A 14,780-nucleotide genomic window follows, 5' to 3' on the forward strand; every position below is an offset into this window, starting at 1 on the left:
CGGCGTTTCCGCCGGCCTTTCGTTATTGCTTCTGTCCGATCATTGATCGAGGAAGCTGCGCAGCTTGCGGCTGCGGCTCGGATGCTTGAGCTTGCGTAACGCCTTGGCCTCGATCTGGCGGATACGCTCACGCGTGACCGAAAACTGCTGACCGACCTCTTCCAGCGTGTGGTCGGTATTCATGCCAATGCCGAACCGCATACGTAGAACGCGCTCCTCGCGCGGTGTCAGCGAAGCCAGCACGCGGGTGGTCGTCTCGCGAAGATTGGCCTGAATGGCAGCCTCAATCGGCAGCACGGCGTTCTTGTCTTCGATGAAGTCGCCGAGATGCGAATCGTCTTCGTCACCCACAGGCGTCTCCAGGCTGATCGGCTCTTTGGCGATCTTCAAAACCTTGCGCACCTTGTCGAGCGGCATGGCAAGCTTTTCGGCCAGTTCTTCCGGCGTCGGCTCGCGGCCGATCTCGTGCAGCATCTGCCGGCTGGTACGGACGATCTTGTTGATCGTCTCGATCATGTGGACCGGAATACGGATGGTACGAGCCTGGTCGGCAATCGAGCGGGTGATCGCCTGGCGAATCCACCAAGTCGCATAGGTGGAGAACTTGTAGCCGCGACGATACTCGAATTTGTCGACCGCCTTCATCAAGCCGATATTGCCCTCCTGGATAAGGTCGAGGAACTGCAGGCCGCGATTGGTGTATTTCTTGGCGATGGAGATCACGAGCCGCAAATTGGCCTCGACCATTTCCTTCTTGGCAATGGCTGCTTCGCGCTCGCCCTTCTGCACCTGATTGACGATCCGGCGAAACTCGGAAATCGAAATACCGGTTTCCTGCGCGAGAACCTGGATCTCTGTGCGGAGACGCTCCGCCTTTCGCTTATCGGCGGCGAATTTGTCCCAGCCCTTGCCGCCCTTGATCGCCATCGCCTCGAGCCAGTTGGGATCGAGTTCGTGACCGTAGTAATTCTTCAGGAAATCCTCACGCGTCACGCCATGGCTTTCGCCAAGACGCAGAAGCTGACCCTCCTGCCGCACCAGCCGCTTGTTGATGTCGTAAAGCTGCTCGACAAGCGCCTCGATACGGGCATTGTTCAGAGCCAGGCTCTTGACCGATTTGATCACCCGATCCTTGAGCGCCTTGATTTCTTTCTTTTCTTTGTCGGTTAGCGCGCCAGAAGCGGCCAACCGGTTTTCGACCTGCTGATCCTGCAATTTGCGCAATTCGGCATAGCGCGTGGCGATATCGTCCAGCGTCTCCATCACCTGAGGGCGCAGTTCCGCTTCCATGGCGGCCAGAGAAAGGTTCTGTTCGTCCTCTTCCTCTTCTTCCTCCTCGGCGTGACCTTCGCCTCCGACATCGGTGATGTCGTCGCTGCGGCGCCGCGGCTGGCGCGCTGCCTTTTCTTTGGCTTCGCGCTCTTTTTTCTGTTGTTCGATCTCTTCTGGCGTCGGAACGTTGACCTTCTTGGCCTCTGGCCCGGCATAGGTCGCTTCGAGATCGATGATCTCGCGCAGCAAAATGTCGCCTTCGTTCAGTTCGTCGCGCCAGATGATCAGCGCCTGAAAGGTGAGCGGGCTTTCGCACAGGCCCGCAATCATGGTCTCGCGACCGGCCTCAATGCGCTTGGCAATAGCGATCTCGCCCTCGCGCGACAGGAGTTCTACCGATCCCATTTCACGCAGATACATGCGCACAGGATCGTCAGTCCGGTCAGATGATGAGCGCGTATTGCCAGTGCTGACAGCGCCGCCGGCTGGCTTGGCGACCGCACGGCCATTGGCCTTAGGATCGGCGTTCTGCTCGGCATCGTCTTCCGCCGGCGCTTCCTGCTCGTCCTCTTCGCCTTCTTCCACCACGGTTATGCCCATATCGGACAACATACTCATCGTGTCTTCGATCTGCTCGGACGTGACTTCCTCACTCGGCAGAACCGAATTAAGCTGATCCATGGTGACATAGCCGCGCTGCTTGGCGGCTTTGATCATCTTCTTGACGGCGGCATCGGAAAGATCGAGCAAGGGGCCATCAGTGGCGCTCTCCCGCTCGGCTTCGACGTCTTCCTTCGCCTTCGTTGCCATACATGCTTCTCCGGACCTCTGACCATTTCGTAACGAACAGCTAACGAAACGGTTCAATTCTATGTCTTGTCGGCACGTCGCCCGAATACGTCACGCGGAAACTAGAGCCGGCCCGGCCTCTAGCAACCCACGATTAACGCGTGCTTAACCTTGCTTATCCGCCAAAGAGATCCGTTCCGGAAGCTCTGCGAAGCATCCGGGACAGTCGTGGCAGGACATCGATAGGACCGCGCCATATCATTCGAAGTCACACAACGCGAATCATAATTGTTACGTTGGGCGTCCGATGGGCAAGACAAGCCTGAACGATTGGCATTTTCCAAGAAATTCCCCGACCGATAGGAAGAATGCCCTAGCTTTCCACCTGCGCCTTGCCACGGCCCGATTGCAATCCGAAACCATCGAGCAGCGCCTCGGTCGCTCTCGCGTCGCGGAACCGGCGTTGTATTTCAAGAAAATGCCGGTAATTGGCGTCGGTCGGGTCGCGGCCCAATTCGGCTTCCGCGTCACGCAGCTCCCTATTTAGGGATCGGGAAACCTGGTGCAAGTGGAGCGCCTGGCGAAATGCTTCTCGAGCGTCGTCCAACGCCGCATCCGCTTCTGCCGGCCAGAACCGGGCACGCCGCACAAGTTCTTCGGTTTGAGCGAGAATATCGCCAAGGCCCCGTTCGATGAGGGATTGGCGGGCGGCCTCGCCATCGTCGGAAGAATCACCCGTCGCAAGCCCTTCCATCAGCGCAGAGAGAAGGGAAGTCAGTTCGTCGTGACCGAGATCAAGCCGTTCCAATGCTTCGAAATACTCGCCGACCAGTAAGGGGTGTGTGACCAAAATCATGACGATAGCGGCTTCCCGAACCCCCATCGAAGCGCCACGCCGTGCCAGAAGACGGGAACGGGCCAAGCTGTCCGACACGGTCAATCGAGAGGTTCTCTGGACAACATCGCTGCCGCGTTTACCGAATCGTCGTTCCTGAGACTGGCTGCCGCCACTCCCACCCGAACGGCTGGAACCGCCGAAGAGCGAGTTGAGCCGACGGCGCATATCCTGCCCGTAAAACCGCCGGACGGTCTCGTCGCCAATACGCCCAACCTGCGAAAACAGGCTGCGTTCCAGTTCGGCGCGACGTTCCGGCGTCGTGAATGCACCGCCGGCGGTTTCCCTCATGAAGATAATGTCGGCAAGCGGCAGGGCGCGGGCAAGTTCCGTCTTCAGAGCGTCCACGCCATCGCTGCGAATCAGATCATCCGGATCCTTGCCGTCAGGCAGAAGCGCGAAGCGAAGCGAGCGACCCGCCGCAATCTTCGGCAGAACCATATCCGCCGCGCGATAGGCTGCCTTGCGCCCCGCCTCGTCGCCATCGAAGCACAGGATCGGCTCGCCCGTTATCCGCCACAAGAGATCAAGTTGTTCTTCGGTGAGCGCCGTGCCCAGCGGCGCCACGGCATGTTCGATCCCCGCCTGGGCGAGCGCAATCACGTCCACATAACCCTCGACCGCGATGACGGTGTGCGCATTTTGCGCGGCTTTGCGCGCCGGACCGTGATTGAACAACACGCGGCTCTTGTGGAAAAGGTCCGTTTCCGGCGAATTCAGATATTTGGCCAGCGCGTCCGGCTTCATGGCCCGCCCGCCAAAGGCAATCACGCGACCGCGCGTGTCTTCGATCGGGAACATGATGCGGTCTCGGAACCGATCGTAAGAAACTGCAATATCCTCACCCGAAACCACAAGCCCGCAGGCTGCCATGGCCGCCTGATCGACGCCCTGGTCAGCTAGATGCAGTTTCAGCGCATTTCGGCTGTCGGGTGCGTAGCCCATGCCGAACCGGGCCTGCACGGCAGAACCGAGGCCGCGTTCGCGCAGATAGGCTCTGGCGTGAGCACCCTGCCCACCCTGCAATTGCTGCTGGTAGAAGGCCGCCGCCATTGCCATGACATCGGAAAGCGTCGCCCGCTTCTCCTCGCGTGCCGCCGCCTGCGGATCGGGCGCCGGCATTGGCACTCCGGCCATTTCAGCGATCCGCTCCACCGCCTCGGGAAACGGCATCCCATCCAGTTCGGTAAGGAAGCGGAAATGATCGCCGGATACGCCGCATCCGAAACAGTGATAGCGGCCCTTGCGGTCTTCGCAGTGAAAGCTCGGCGTCTTCTCGCCATGAAACGGACAGCAGGCCCAGTGATCGCCCTTGCCCGGATTGCTTTTCTTCCGGTCGAACGTCACGCGCTGGCCGATGACCGAGGAAATCGGCACCCGGTCCCGAATTTCATCAAGAAAGCTCGGTGAAAAACGCATCACGCTCCGATCCCGCAGATTTCCATAGCTGTCTATCGCAAACCTTCTAGCTACAGTGCCGAAGCAAACTGTGCAAAGTGCAACAGCGCCGGTGCCCGCATTCCACAGCTTCGCTCCGACAGTCCTCCGATTTTGCGGTATGTCTGTGACAAAGTCCGAACCCGAACACACAAGAATGGAACGCATCGATGCTGCATGCACTGACGGCCATACTGATTTGCCAGCTCGTTGGAGAAACCATTGCCGCCGCCGGTGGCTTGCCTGTTCCCGGCCCTGTGCTTGGCATGGTTCTTCTGTTTGTTGTTCTACTCGTTCGCGGCAGGATAGGCGACAATCTGGAGCGCGTCGGCGGCACGCTTCTATCCTACCTCTCCCTTCTTTTCGTACCTGCCGGGGTCGGCGTCATTACACATCTCGGCGCCCTGCGTAGCAGCTTGCTGCCTCTGGCCACGGCAATCGTTGTGCCGACGCTACTGACGATTATTGTAAGCGCTCTTCTGGTGAAATGGCTGGATAGGACCGACAGTGGAAGTCCGGAAGAAGGACCGGCTGGTGGGAATATTCAGCCATGAACCCGGTCGAGACGATCTGGGTCTATCTGGCCGCGAGCCCCCTGCTGCACCTGACGATCACTCTTGCGGCCTATGCTGTCGCGGAGGCGGCATACGAGCGAAGCGGCCGGGTATCGCTTCTCAACCCTGTTCTGCTGACGATACTGGTTCTAGGCGGCCTGCTTTTGCTGACAGGTACTTCATACGAAACTTACTTCGAAGGCGCGCAGTTCGTTCATTTTTTGCTCGGACCAGCGACAGTGGCGCTGGCGATCCCGCTCTACCGGCAGTTCAACCGTGTCAAACAAGCGGCGTTTCCGCTTCTGGCCGCGATTCTCAGCGGTGCGATAACCGCAGCCGTCAGCGCGATTGGCGTTACCGCTTTGTTGGGTGCTGGAAGAGATATCGTGGCGACGGCCGCTCCAAAATCCGTGACGACGCCAATTGCCATGGCCGTTGCGGAACGGATCGGAGGCTTGCCGTCGTTGACGGCGGTTCTGGTGATCCTGACCGGCATTATAGGTGCTGCGCTGGGACCAGCGCTTCTCGACCTCATTCGCATCAGAAGCGATACGGCACGCGGGGTCGCGCTCGGAACGGCGGCAGGCGGCATCGGAACGGCCCGTGCATTGGAAGACAACGATATTCAGGGGGCGTTTTCGGGATTGGCGATGGGACTCAACGCGCTGGCAACCGCGATCCTGGTGCCGATTATCTGGCTTCTGATCGGTTGATCAGCGTTCAAGCTGCGCTAGATACCGTCAGCTTGGCAGGTCGAGAAGCGCTCCCCCTTACCGGCTTCCGAAATGCTCTAGCGCAACATGGTTTTGACGATACCGGACGCCTGGCCGAAATCCATCTGTCCGGGAAATTTCTGCTTAAGCGCATTCATGCAACGCCCAACATCGCGCAGACCGCCAGCATCCACTTCTTCGATCACCTGAGCGCAGGCGCGCCGCGTGTCGTTCTCGTCAAGCTGGCGCGGCAGAAGATCGCGGACGATCTGAATTTCCTCGCGTTCTTCCTCCGCCTCGGATAGCCGCCCGCTGGCCTCGTATTCGGCAGCGGATGCTTCACGCTGATGAATCATTTTCAAAAGCATATCGCCGATCTCCGCGTCCGAGATCGGGTCCTTGCCTTCGGCCCGGTTTGCCACATCGCGATCATTGATCGCGGTCTGGATGAGCCGCAACATACAGGCGCGGCTTCGCCTCTCCTTCTGCACGGCTTCATTCAATGCCGCGCCGATCTGATCCCGCATGGATATGATGTGCCCCGTTGAACCTCGGCGTGTTTTAGACTCAGTCTGCGTCATGGGCAAATCCTGTCCATTGTCCACAGCCATTGCTCCGCCATAATCGGACCATGTTGTCATTTTTCCTGCTCCACACGCAAGCGGATCGATAACCTACCCATTCTAGAACGTTCAAAGTGGACGCAGGTTTCCCGGTGGTCTTCGAATTGAACATCGGATGCGGGCATTGAGCCGATTTACGGTCGCAAGAGCCGCTCTGATCTTGTTTCGGCCGCCTATATATGGTTACGCACTGCCGCGAATGCACGTTAGACGCCGGTCACGTGCGCCATTGCCAAACATCAAGGGAGAGTGTCATGTCCACGGCCTGGAAAGCATCGAAGCCGACGGCAGTTATGGTTCTGGCGGATGGCACGGTGATCGAAGGCCGAGGATGCGGTGCGACAGGTGCCGTTGAAGGTGAAGTCTGCTTCAATACCGCGCTGACCGGTTATGAGGAGATCCTGACAGACCCCTCTTACGCCGGCCAGATCGTTACCTTCACCTTTCCCCATATCGGCAATGTCGGGGCCAACAGCGAAGATATCGAAGATCTCGATCCTGAAAAACCGCAACGGGCCGTCGGCGCCATCATGCGCGCCGACATCACCGATCCGTCCAACTACCGCTCGAGCGATCACTTCGACGACTGGCTGAAGGAACGCGGCATCATTGGCCTCTCCGGCATCGACACGCGCGCGCTGACAGCGATGATCCGCGAACATGGCATGCCGAACGCCGTTATCGCGCACGACCCGGAGGGCCGGTTCGATCTCGATGCGCTCAGGAAGCGCGCCGCGAATTGGTCCGGCATCGTCGGTGCCGATATGGCGAAGGACGCCACCACGGCCGAACGCCGCGAATGGTCCGAACGGCCATGGGTTTGGGATGAGGGATATGGCGGTGCCGGTGAAAATGCCGAACTGCATATCGTCGCGGTCGATTTCGGCGTCAAGCGCAACATCCTGCGGCTACTGGCCGGTCTCGGCGCCAAGGTAACGGTGGTGCCGGCCAGTAGCAGCGCCGACGATATTCTGGCGCTCAAGCCCGATGGCATCTTTCTGTCTAACGGACCGGGCGACCCGTCCGCGACCGGCAATTATTCCGTACCGGTGATCCGCGCACTGATCGATAGTGGCCTTCCGATTTTCGGTATCTGCCTGGGCCATCAGATGCTGGCCCTGGCGGTCGGCGCCAAGACGGTGAAAATGCACCAGGGCCACCATGGCGCGAACCATCCGGTCAAGGACCATACGACCGGCAAGGTCGAGATCGTTTCGATGAATCACGGTTTCGCCGTCGATACCGACTCATTGCCGGACGATGTCGAAGCGACCCATGTCTCGCTTTTCGACGGCACCAATTGCGGCCTGGCGCTCAAGGGCAAGCCCGTCTTCTCGGTCCAGCATCACCCCGAAGCCTCGCCCGGTCCGCAGGACAGCTATTACCTGTTCCAGCGCTTCGCCGACAGAATTCGCGAACACAAGGCGGGTGTCGCCGCCTGAGGCGGGCCACGCCGCAACCTCCTAGCGGCGGCGATGGGCTATCGCCGCCCGGCGCGAGCCGAACATCGGCTTGCCGCGCAGAGGCCGGCTGATCCGATGAAGCAGCGATAGCAGAAACGCGATCAGAAGCCCGCCCGCTCCTGCATAGACAAACCCGTCCGACGTGACGGGGACTGCCGGCCGGAAATCGCGCAATGCGCCCTCGGACAGGCGCGGATCGGGATCGCGGGCGACGATCAGCGGCCAAGCGAGCGATGGCTGCTCGGCAAAGGCGGCCGACTGCGTTTCCAGACGTTCGAGCCTTGTCAGCGTTTCGCGAATAGAGCCACCTCGCGCATTCAGAAACTGTTCGTCCGAGCGGTCGTAAGAGGCCAGTGCCTCATCCCGCGACAGACCGTTTTCGCGGGCATCACGGTCGAAATCGGCGATTACGGCCCGCAATTCCTCTAGCGCACCGCCGAGACGCTGGCGGTATTGCTGGGCGTATTCGGGCGCCTGCGAAGCCGTAACGCCGGCGGCGAGAGCCGCCGCGAGCCAGAAACTGCGATAGAGCATTGGTGCTTTCCCATGGCAAACCGCGCAGACCATAGCGGCTTGGCGGCAAGAGAAAAGCCTTTCTTTCCAGCCAGTGGGCTGCGATGAACCGGAACGGAATTTGAGGGAGGGAAGTCATGACGGAGCCCGAATTGCTACCGAAAGCGGTGCGCAAGGTGGCAGAAGACGCGCAAGCCCGCGGCGTCGAGATCGCCATCGTAAAAACCGATAAATCGGCGCGTTCCGCACAGGAAGCCGCCGAGGCGGTCGGTGCGGATGTTGGGCAGATCGTCAAGACGCTGGTGTTTCAGGGCAAGCAGAGTGGCAAGGCACTTATTGTGATGATGGCCGGTGATGGCCGCGTCGACGAGAAGGCTGTCGCACAGCTGATCGGCGAGAAAATCAGGCGGCCCGATGCGGATTTCGTTCGCGAGACGACAGGCTTCGCGATCGGCGGCGTCTCGCCCTTCGGCAGCAACCATCCGCTCCGATATCTGATGGACGAATCGCTCTTTCGGTTCGAGACGGTCTGGGCGGCTGCCGGAACACCCCACCATGTCTTCCCGATCGCCCCGGACGTGCTCTGCAATGCCACCGGCGCTGAAAAGGCGGCCGTAAGCTGAAGACGATCAGGCGCTGGATTGGGAAAAACGGTAAGCCCCGCCCCGTTCCAGCGCTCGCTGATAGGCCGGCCGCGAACGAATGGCCTCCATCCACTGCGAAATAGCACCGGTCTCGCCGTCATATTCGATACGATCGATCCCGGCCTCGACGGGAAAACTCATCATGATGTCGGCAGCGGAAAAAGCCGATCCGGCGAAATAACCGTCGCGCTGCAACTCTGTTTCCCAAAAGGCGACATGATCTTTAACTTGCGGATCGATCAGTTTGTCAGTGGCGCCCTTGCAGATTGCTTTTGCCACTGGCTTGACCAGAAACGGCGTCCGTTCCGGCAGAACCGAAAAGATCAGCTTGAGCAGAAGAACAGGCATGGCCGACCCTTCGGCATAATGCAGCCAGTAGGTATAGCGGCGGAAGTTCTCTTCATCCGACGGCTTCAGAACGCCTTCGCCATCATACTTCCTCACCAGATATTCAGTGATGGCGCCGCTTTCGGCGACGATGACGCCATCGTCCTCGATAACTGGCGACTTACCGAGCGGGTGAACCTCTTTGAGGCTGCGTGGCGCCAGCATGTCCGGCCGCCGCTCATATCTTTTCAACTCGTAAGCTAGGCCCAGCTCTTCCAGCAGCCAGAGCACGCGGTGCGCACGCGAATGTTCAAGATAGTGAACGGTGATCATGTTTGGTTATTCCGTATCCAGGGAAAGGTTCTGTGGCGAGCCATTAGCCAATAGCCAACGGCCCGCTCACGACGCGGTCGAAGCGGCGGCATGCATCAGACCGGATTGTTCAGCGTATTGCAGCTGTTCATCCGGCCGCTCTCGAACCCCTTGGCGAACCAGGTCCGACGTTGCTCGCTTGTGCCGTGGTTGAAGCTTTCCGGCACGACATAGCCTTGCGTCCGCTTCTGCAGCGTATCGTCGCCGATTTGCTCGGCTGCATTCAACGCTTCCTCTATGTCACCCTGTTCCAGAAGACCTTTCTGATCAGTGTAGTAGGCCCACACCCCGGCAAAACAATCCGCCATGAGTTCGATCCGCACACTCATCGCATTGGCGTCACGCTGGCTCATGCTTTGACGTGCTGCATTGAACTTCGGCAGCACACCGATAAGGTTCTGGACGTGGTGGCCAACCTCGTGAGCGATGACATAGGCCGCAGCAAAGTCGCCGGCCGCGTTGAACCGCTGCGAGAGCGTCTGGAAGAAGGTGGTATCGAGATAGATTTTCTGATCCGCCGGACAATAGAAGGGACCGCTCGCCGAACTGGCAAAGCCGCAAGCAGCCTGCGTAGCGCCCGAAAACAGGACAAGGGTCGGTTCCTGGTAATCATTGCCCTGCTGTTCAAAAATGCCGTTCCAGACATCTTCCGTTTCTGCCAGGACGACGGAAACGAACTGGCGCATTTCGTCGCTCGCGCCGTCATCGGCCGGGCGCGTTTGGCTCTGGGTTTGCGGAAAACCGGCCGAACCGCCGGAGCCGCCCGAAAGCATGTCGCCGACCGGCACCCCGCACATTTGAAGCACGAAGAAGACGACGACCAGGATGACGATCGTACCGATGGAAAGCCCGCCCCGCCCGCCGATGGGTATGCCACCGGGAATACGCATACGCCGACCACGCCCAATCCCGCCGCCAAATCCGCCGCCGCTGCCGCGGCGATCTTCGATATTGCTACTGCCTCGGCGGCCTCTCCAGCGCATGATGCGTTCTCCGGTCTGATCGCGTCTGATCGTCCTGAGAGGTTATAGGCGCATTGGGGCCGGCTTCTAGGAAATGTTCAGTGGCTTACTCTCCATCTATGATCATGCCACCGGAAAGCGCGTGCGGATTCGGGACGGGAACCTGATTTCGGGGGTGTTCGAAACAGTTCTTTGTGCCTATAAGCCCCACTTAGCCTTCAACACGACCTCGCTGCCCGGACGGGACTTCCCGCCCGCGCTTTCGCGCGCAGACAAACGGAACCGATTATGCCGAAACGTACAGATATTAAGTCCATTCTCGTGGTCGGCGCGGGACCCATCATCATCGGTCAGGCCTGCGAGTTCGACTACTCTGGAACTCAGGCCTGCAAGGCCCTGAAAGCCGAGGGTTACCGCGTCATTCTGGTCAACTCCAATCCAGCCACGATCATGACCGATCCGGAGCTGGCCGACGCCACCTATATCGAGCCGATCACGCCTGAAGTCGTCAGCAAGATCGTCGCCAAGGAACGGCCGGACGCCATTTTGCCGACCATGGGCGGTCAGACCGCATTGAACACTGCGCTCTCGCTCAAGCGGATGGGCGTTCTGGAACGCTATGGGGTCGAGATGATCGGTGCTAACGCCGAAGCGATCGACAAGGCGGAGGACCGGAAGCTCTTCCGCGAGGCGATGGACCGGATCGGGCTGGAAACGCCGCGCTCCATGTTGGTCAATGCAACGGAAGTGAAGGACGCTGACCGCGAGAGCCACGAAAAGCGGCGTGCCGAACTGCGCCAGGCACTTTCAGGCGACGAGCTCGACGCGGCGCTGGACGAGCTGGAAGCGGAATGGAACCGTGGCGAGGGCGACCGCAAGCAACGCTACATGCGTCATGCCATGGCCCAGTCCGCGATCGCCTTGGAAAACATCGGTCTGCCGGCCATCATCCGCCCATCCTTTACGCTGGGCGGCACCGGTGGCGGCATCGCCTACAATGAAGAAGAATTCAACAAGATCGTTCAGCAGGGCTTGGACGCTTCACCCACCACCGAAGTGTTGATCGATGAGAGTGTTCTCGGTTGGAAAGAGTATGAGATGGAGGTTGTCCGCGACCGGGCGGACAATTGCATCATCATTTGCTCCATCGAGAATGTCGACCCGATGGGTGTGCATACGGGTGATTCAATTACGGTCGCGCCGGCGCTGACGCTGACCGACAAGGAATATCAGATCATGCGGAACGCCTCGATTGCGGTGCTCCGCGAGATCGGGGTCGAAACTGGCGGCTCGAACGTCCAGTTCGCCGTGAACCCGCAGACAGGCCGGCTCGTTGTCATCGAGATGAACCCACGCGTTTCGCGTTCTTCGGCTCTGGCGTCCAAGGCCACCGGATTTCCGATCGCCAAGGTCGCCGCGCGATTGGCCGTCGGCTACACGCTCGACGAGCTGGAGAATGACATTACTGGCGGGGCGACGCCGGCAAGCTTCGAGCCGTCCATCGATTATGTCGTGACGAAGATCCCGCGCTTTGCTTTCGAAAAATTTCCTGGCGCCAGGCCGAACCTGACCACGGCGATGAAGAGCGTCGGCGAAGTCATGGCTATCGGCCGGAACTTCCAGGAATCGCTGCAGAAGGCGTTGCGTGGCCTCGAAACCGGCTTGACCGGTCTCGACGAGATCGAAATTCCCGGCATGGTTGGTGACGACGACGACAAGAATGCGTTGATTGCAGCTGTCCGCAAGGCTACGCCCGATCGTTTGCGGCACGTCGCCCAGGCCATGCGTCACAATATGAGCCTCGAAGCCATCTACGAGGCATCGGGCATCGACCCCTGGTTCCTTCGGCAGATGAAGGCGATTGTCGATATGGAAGCGAAGATCCGCGACCACGGCCTGCCGGATGACGCCGACAACCTTCACATGTTGAAGGCGATGGGATTTTCCGATGCTCGTTTGGCAAGTTTGACAGGGCAGGACGAGAACAACGTCAAGGCGCTGCGTGAACGGCTCAGCGTCCATCCGGTCTTCAAGCGCATCGATACCTGCGCGGCGGAGTTCGCCTCCCCCACCGCCTACATGTATTCGACTTATGAGCGGCCCTTCGCTGGTCAGCCGGCAAGCGAAGCCGAGGTTTCGGATCGCAAGAAGGTGGTCATTCTGGGCGGCGGGCCGAACCGGATCGGCCAAGGCATCGAATTCGACTATTGCTGCTGCCATGCAGCCTTTGCATTGGCGGATGCCGGCTATGAGACGATCATGGTCAACTGCAATCCGGAAACGGTTTCGACCGATTACGACACGTCCGACCGGCTCTATTTCGAACCGCTCACGGCTGAAGACGTGCTTGAAGTTCTGCGTGCCGAACAGCAAGCCGGCACCCTTCACGGCGTCATCGTCCAGTTCGGCGGGCAGACGCCGCTGAAGTTGGCCGACGCGCTGGAGCGCAACGGCATTCCCATTCTGGGCACGAGCCCGGATGCGATCGACCTTGCTGAAGATCGCGACCGGTTCCAAAAACTGCTCGTTAAACTCGATTTGACCCAGCCAAAGAACGGAATTGCCTATTCGGTCGAGCAGGCGCGCCTCGTCGCTGGCGATCTCGGCTATCCGCTCGTCGTCCGTCCGTCATATGTTCTGGGCGGCCGGGCCATGCAGATCATACGGGACGAAGGCGGGTTGCAGAGCTACTTGCTGGATACTGTTCCCGAACTGGTGCCCGAAGATATCAAGGCCCGCTACCCGAACGACAAGACCGGCCAGATCAACACCCTACTCGGCAAAAACCCACTCCTGTTCGACACCTATCTCGCTGGCGCTATCGAAGTCGATGTCGACTGCCTGTGCGACGGCGAAAATGTCTACGTATCCGGTATTCTGGAACATATCGAGGAAGCCGGCATTCACTCCGGCGATAGCGCCTGCTCGCTACCCGTTCACTCCCTTGGCGAAGACACCGTCGGCGAACTGGAAAAGCAGACAGCGGCGCTGGCTCGCGCTCTCAAGGTCGGCGGTCTGATGAATGTGCAATACGCCATCAAGAACGGCACGGTCTTTATTCTGGAAGTGAACCCTCGCGCCTCACGAACCGTTCCCTTCGTCGCCAAGACGATCGGCCGTCCTATCGCCAAGATCGCCGCGCGCATCATGGCTGGCGAAACGTTGGACGAGGCGTTCGCCGATTATGGCGACAAACCGGATTTGAATGCGCTGGACCATATTGCGGTGAAGGAAGCGGTATTCCCTTTTGCTCGGTTCCCCGGCGTCGACACGCTGCTCGGTCCGGAAATGCGTTCTACCGGCGAGGTCATGGGCCTAGACCGCGACTACGCTCTGGCTTTCGCGAAGAGCCAACTCGGTGCTGGCGTGGAACTGCCGCGCAGCGGCACGGTGTTTGTTTCCGTGCGCGATGAAGACAAGGACCGGGTTCTGTCGGCCATCCGCCGGCTGAATGAGAGCGGCTTCGAGATCATAGCCACGACGGGCACAGCCCGTTTTCTAAACGCCAACGGCGTTGAGACGACCAAGATCAACAAGGTGCTGGAAGGCCGTCCGCATATCGAGGATGCGATCCGCAACCGGCAGGTTCAACTGGTTATCAACACCACGGATGGCGCCAAGGCCGTGAGCGATTCCAAATCGATGCGCCGCGCAGCCCTGCTGCAGAAGACACCCTATTACACGACACTGGCCGGAGCCGAAGCCGCTTCGCTCGCCATCGCTGCGTTGCGCGCCGGCAATCTAGAGGTTCGTCCGCTGCAGGATTACGTCAACTGACCTTCGGCATCCCGCCGGATCAGCAAACTTAGCGAATGATCCAGGGCCTGAATCGATTCTGATGGTCAGGCACTTGGCAGGTCAGCAGCCGGCAGGTTCCTTCGCGCCGGAAAACGGTCTCCGGCAAGGCTTCCTCACCCGGCTGGCAGAAGTAGCTGCTGGCAACGAACCGGTCGTACAGTATCCGGTCGGATTGGCGTGATGAGTAGCGAAGGATCGCCGCGCCGGTATCCGCCACGATGCGCCGTACCTCGCGGCAGCTTTCGCCATCGATGTCGATGCGGGGGTCCGCGAAGGCGGATTGCGCGCCGGCCGTGATGGCCGCAGTTGAAAGCGCGACGATCGAAAGAGTTCTCATAAGGAATCACCTCAACCTTGGACCGGCGCTATCGGCGATGCCGGCGCGTCGCCCGCTAGGATCATCCCTTCTTCACACGTT

At 59.7% G+C, this 14,780-nt stretch carries 12 protein-coding genes; 5 read left to right on the top strand and 7 right to left on the bottom strand.

Annotation, left to right across the window (positions count from 1 at the left end):
* Positions 1-39: 39 nt before the first annotated feature.
* Positions 40-2,082 carry an RNA polymerase sigma factor RpoD gene (gene rpoD / locus B7H23_RS10345; RefSeq protein ID WP_094077330.1) on the bottom strand — a complete coding sequence of 681 codons (2,043 nt, stop codon included), beginning with the start codon at positions 2,080-2,082 and terminating at the stop codon, positions 40-42.
* 352 nt (positions 2,083-2,434) lie between these two features.
* Positions 2,435-4,375: a DNA primase gene (gene dnaG / locus B7H23_RS10350; RefSeq protein ID WP_094077331.1), complete on the bottom strand. Its 1,941-nt coding sequence runs from the start codon at positions 4,373-4,375 to the stop codon at positions 2,435-2,437.
* Between the two features lie 188 nt (positions 4,376-4,563).
* Here dnaG and B7H23_RS10355 point away from each other — a divergent pair, with 188 nt between their 5' ends.
* Positions 4,564-4,947, top strand: a complete 384-nt coding sequence (locus B7H23_RS10355) for a CidA/LrgA family protein (RefSeq protein WP_094077332.1) — start codon at positions 4,564-4,566, stop codon at positions 4,945-4,947.
* Complete coding sequence (locus B7H23_RS10360; RefSeq protein ID WP_094077333.1) at positions 4,944-5,660, top strand: LrgB family protein; 717 nt, start codon at positions 4,944-4,946, stop codon at positions 5,658-5,660. Before B7H23_RS10355 ends, B7H23_RS10360 begins: the two co-directional genes overlap by 4 nt.
* Before the next feature lie 77 nt (positions 5,661-5,737).
* Here B7H23_RS10360 and B7H23_RS10365 read toward each other — a convergent pair whose 3' ends face one another.
* Complete coding sequence (locus B7H23_RS10365) at positions 5,738-6,187, bottom strand: GatB/YqeY domain-containing protein (RefSeq protein ID WP_094077334.1); 450 nt, start codon at positions 6,185-6,187, stop codon at positions 5,738-5,740.
* A gap of 350 nt (positions 6,188-6,537) precedes the next feature.
* On the opposite strand from B7H23_RS10365, the gene carA reads away from it, so the two are divergent.
* The gene (carA, locus tag B7H23_RS10370; protein WP_094077335.1) at positions 6,538-7,725 is read left to right on the top strand and encodes a glutamine-hydrolyzing carbamoyl-phosphate synthase small subunit; all 1,188 of its coding nucleotides are present in this window, start codon (positions 6,538-6,540) and stop codon (positions 7,723-7,725) included.
* Between the two features lie 21 nt (positions 7,726-7,746).
* On the opposite strand, the gene B7H23_RS10375 is transcribed toward carA, so the two are convergent.
* Positions 7,747-8,280, bottom strand: a complete 534-nt coding sequence (locus tag B7H23_RS10375; protein WP_158215816.1) for a DUF2937 family protein — start codon at positions 8,278-8,280, stop codon at positions 7,747-7,749.
* A gap of 116 nt (positions 8,281-8,396) precedes the next feature.
* On the opposite strand from B7H23_RS10375, the gene B7H23_RS10380 reads away from it, so the two are divergent.
* Complete coding sequence (locus B7H23_RS10380; protein WP_094077337.1) at positions 8,397-8,882, top strand: YbaK/EbsC family protein; 486 nt, start codon at positions 8,397-8,399, stop codon at positions 8,880-8,882.
* 6 nt (positions 8,883-8,888) lie between these two features.
* Here the strand turns inward: B7H23_RS10380 and B7H23_RS10385 are convergent, their stop codons facing one another.
* Both B7H23_RS10385 and ypfJ read right to left on the bottom strand, forming a co-directional pair.
* Positions 8,889-9,563 carry a glutathione S-transferase family protein gene (locus B7H23_RS10385; RefSeq protein ID WP_094077338.1) on the bottom strand — a complete coding sequence of 225 codons (675 nt, stop codon included), beginning with the start codon at positions 9,561-9,563 and terminating at the stop codon, positions 8,889-8,891.
* 95 nt (positions 9,564-9,658) lie between these two features.
* Positions 9,659-10,585 carry a KPN_02809 family neutral zinc metallopeptidase gene (gene ypfJ / locus B7H23_RS10390; protein WP_094077339.1) on the bottom strand — a complete coding sequence of 309 codons (927 nt, stop codon included), beginning with the start codon at positions 10,583-10,585 and terminating at the stop codon, positions 9,659-9,661.
* A gap of 267 nt (positions 10,586-10,852) precedes the next feature.
* Between ypfJ and carB the strand changes: the two genes are divergently transcribed.
* Positions 10,853-14,341 (top strand): carbamoyl-phosphate synthase large subunit, encoded by a 3,489-nt coding sequence (carB, locus tag B7H23_RS10395; RefSeq protein ID WP_094077340.1) that lies wholly within the window; start codon positions 10,853-10,855, stop codon positions 14,339-14,341.
* 28 nt (positions 14,342-14,369) lie between these two features.
* Here carB and B7H23_RS10400 read toward each other — a convergent pair whose 3' ends face one another.
* Positions 14,370-14,699, bottom strand: coding sequence for a hypothetical protein (locus B7H23_RS10400; RefSeq protein ID WP_094077341.1), 330 nt, complete (start codon positions 14,697-14,699; stop codon positions 14,370-14,372).
* Positions 14,700-14,780 lie beyond the last annotated feature (81 nt).

This window comes from Notoacmeibacter marinus (genome assembly GCF_002238045.1).
In the GTDB taxonomy this organism is placed as follows: Bacteria; Pseudomonadota; Alphaproteobacteria; order Rhizobiales; family Rhizobiaceae; genus Notoacmeibacter; species Notoacmeibacter marinus.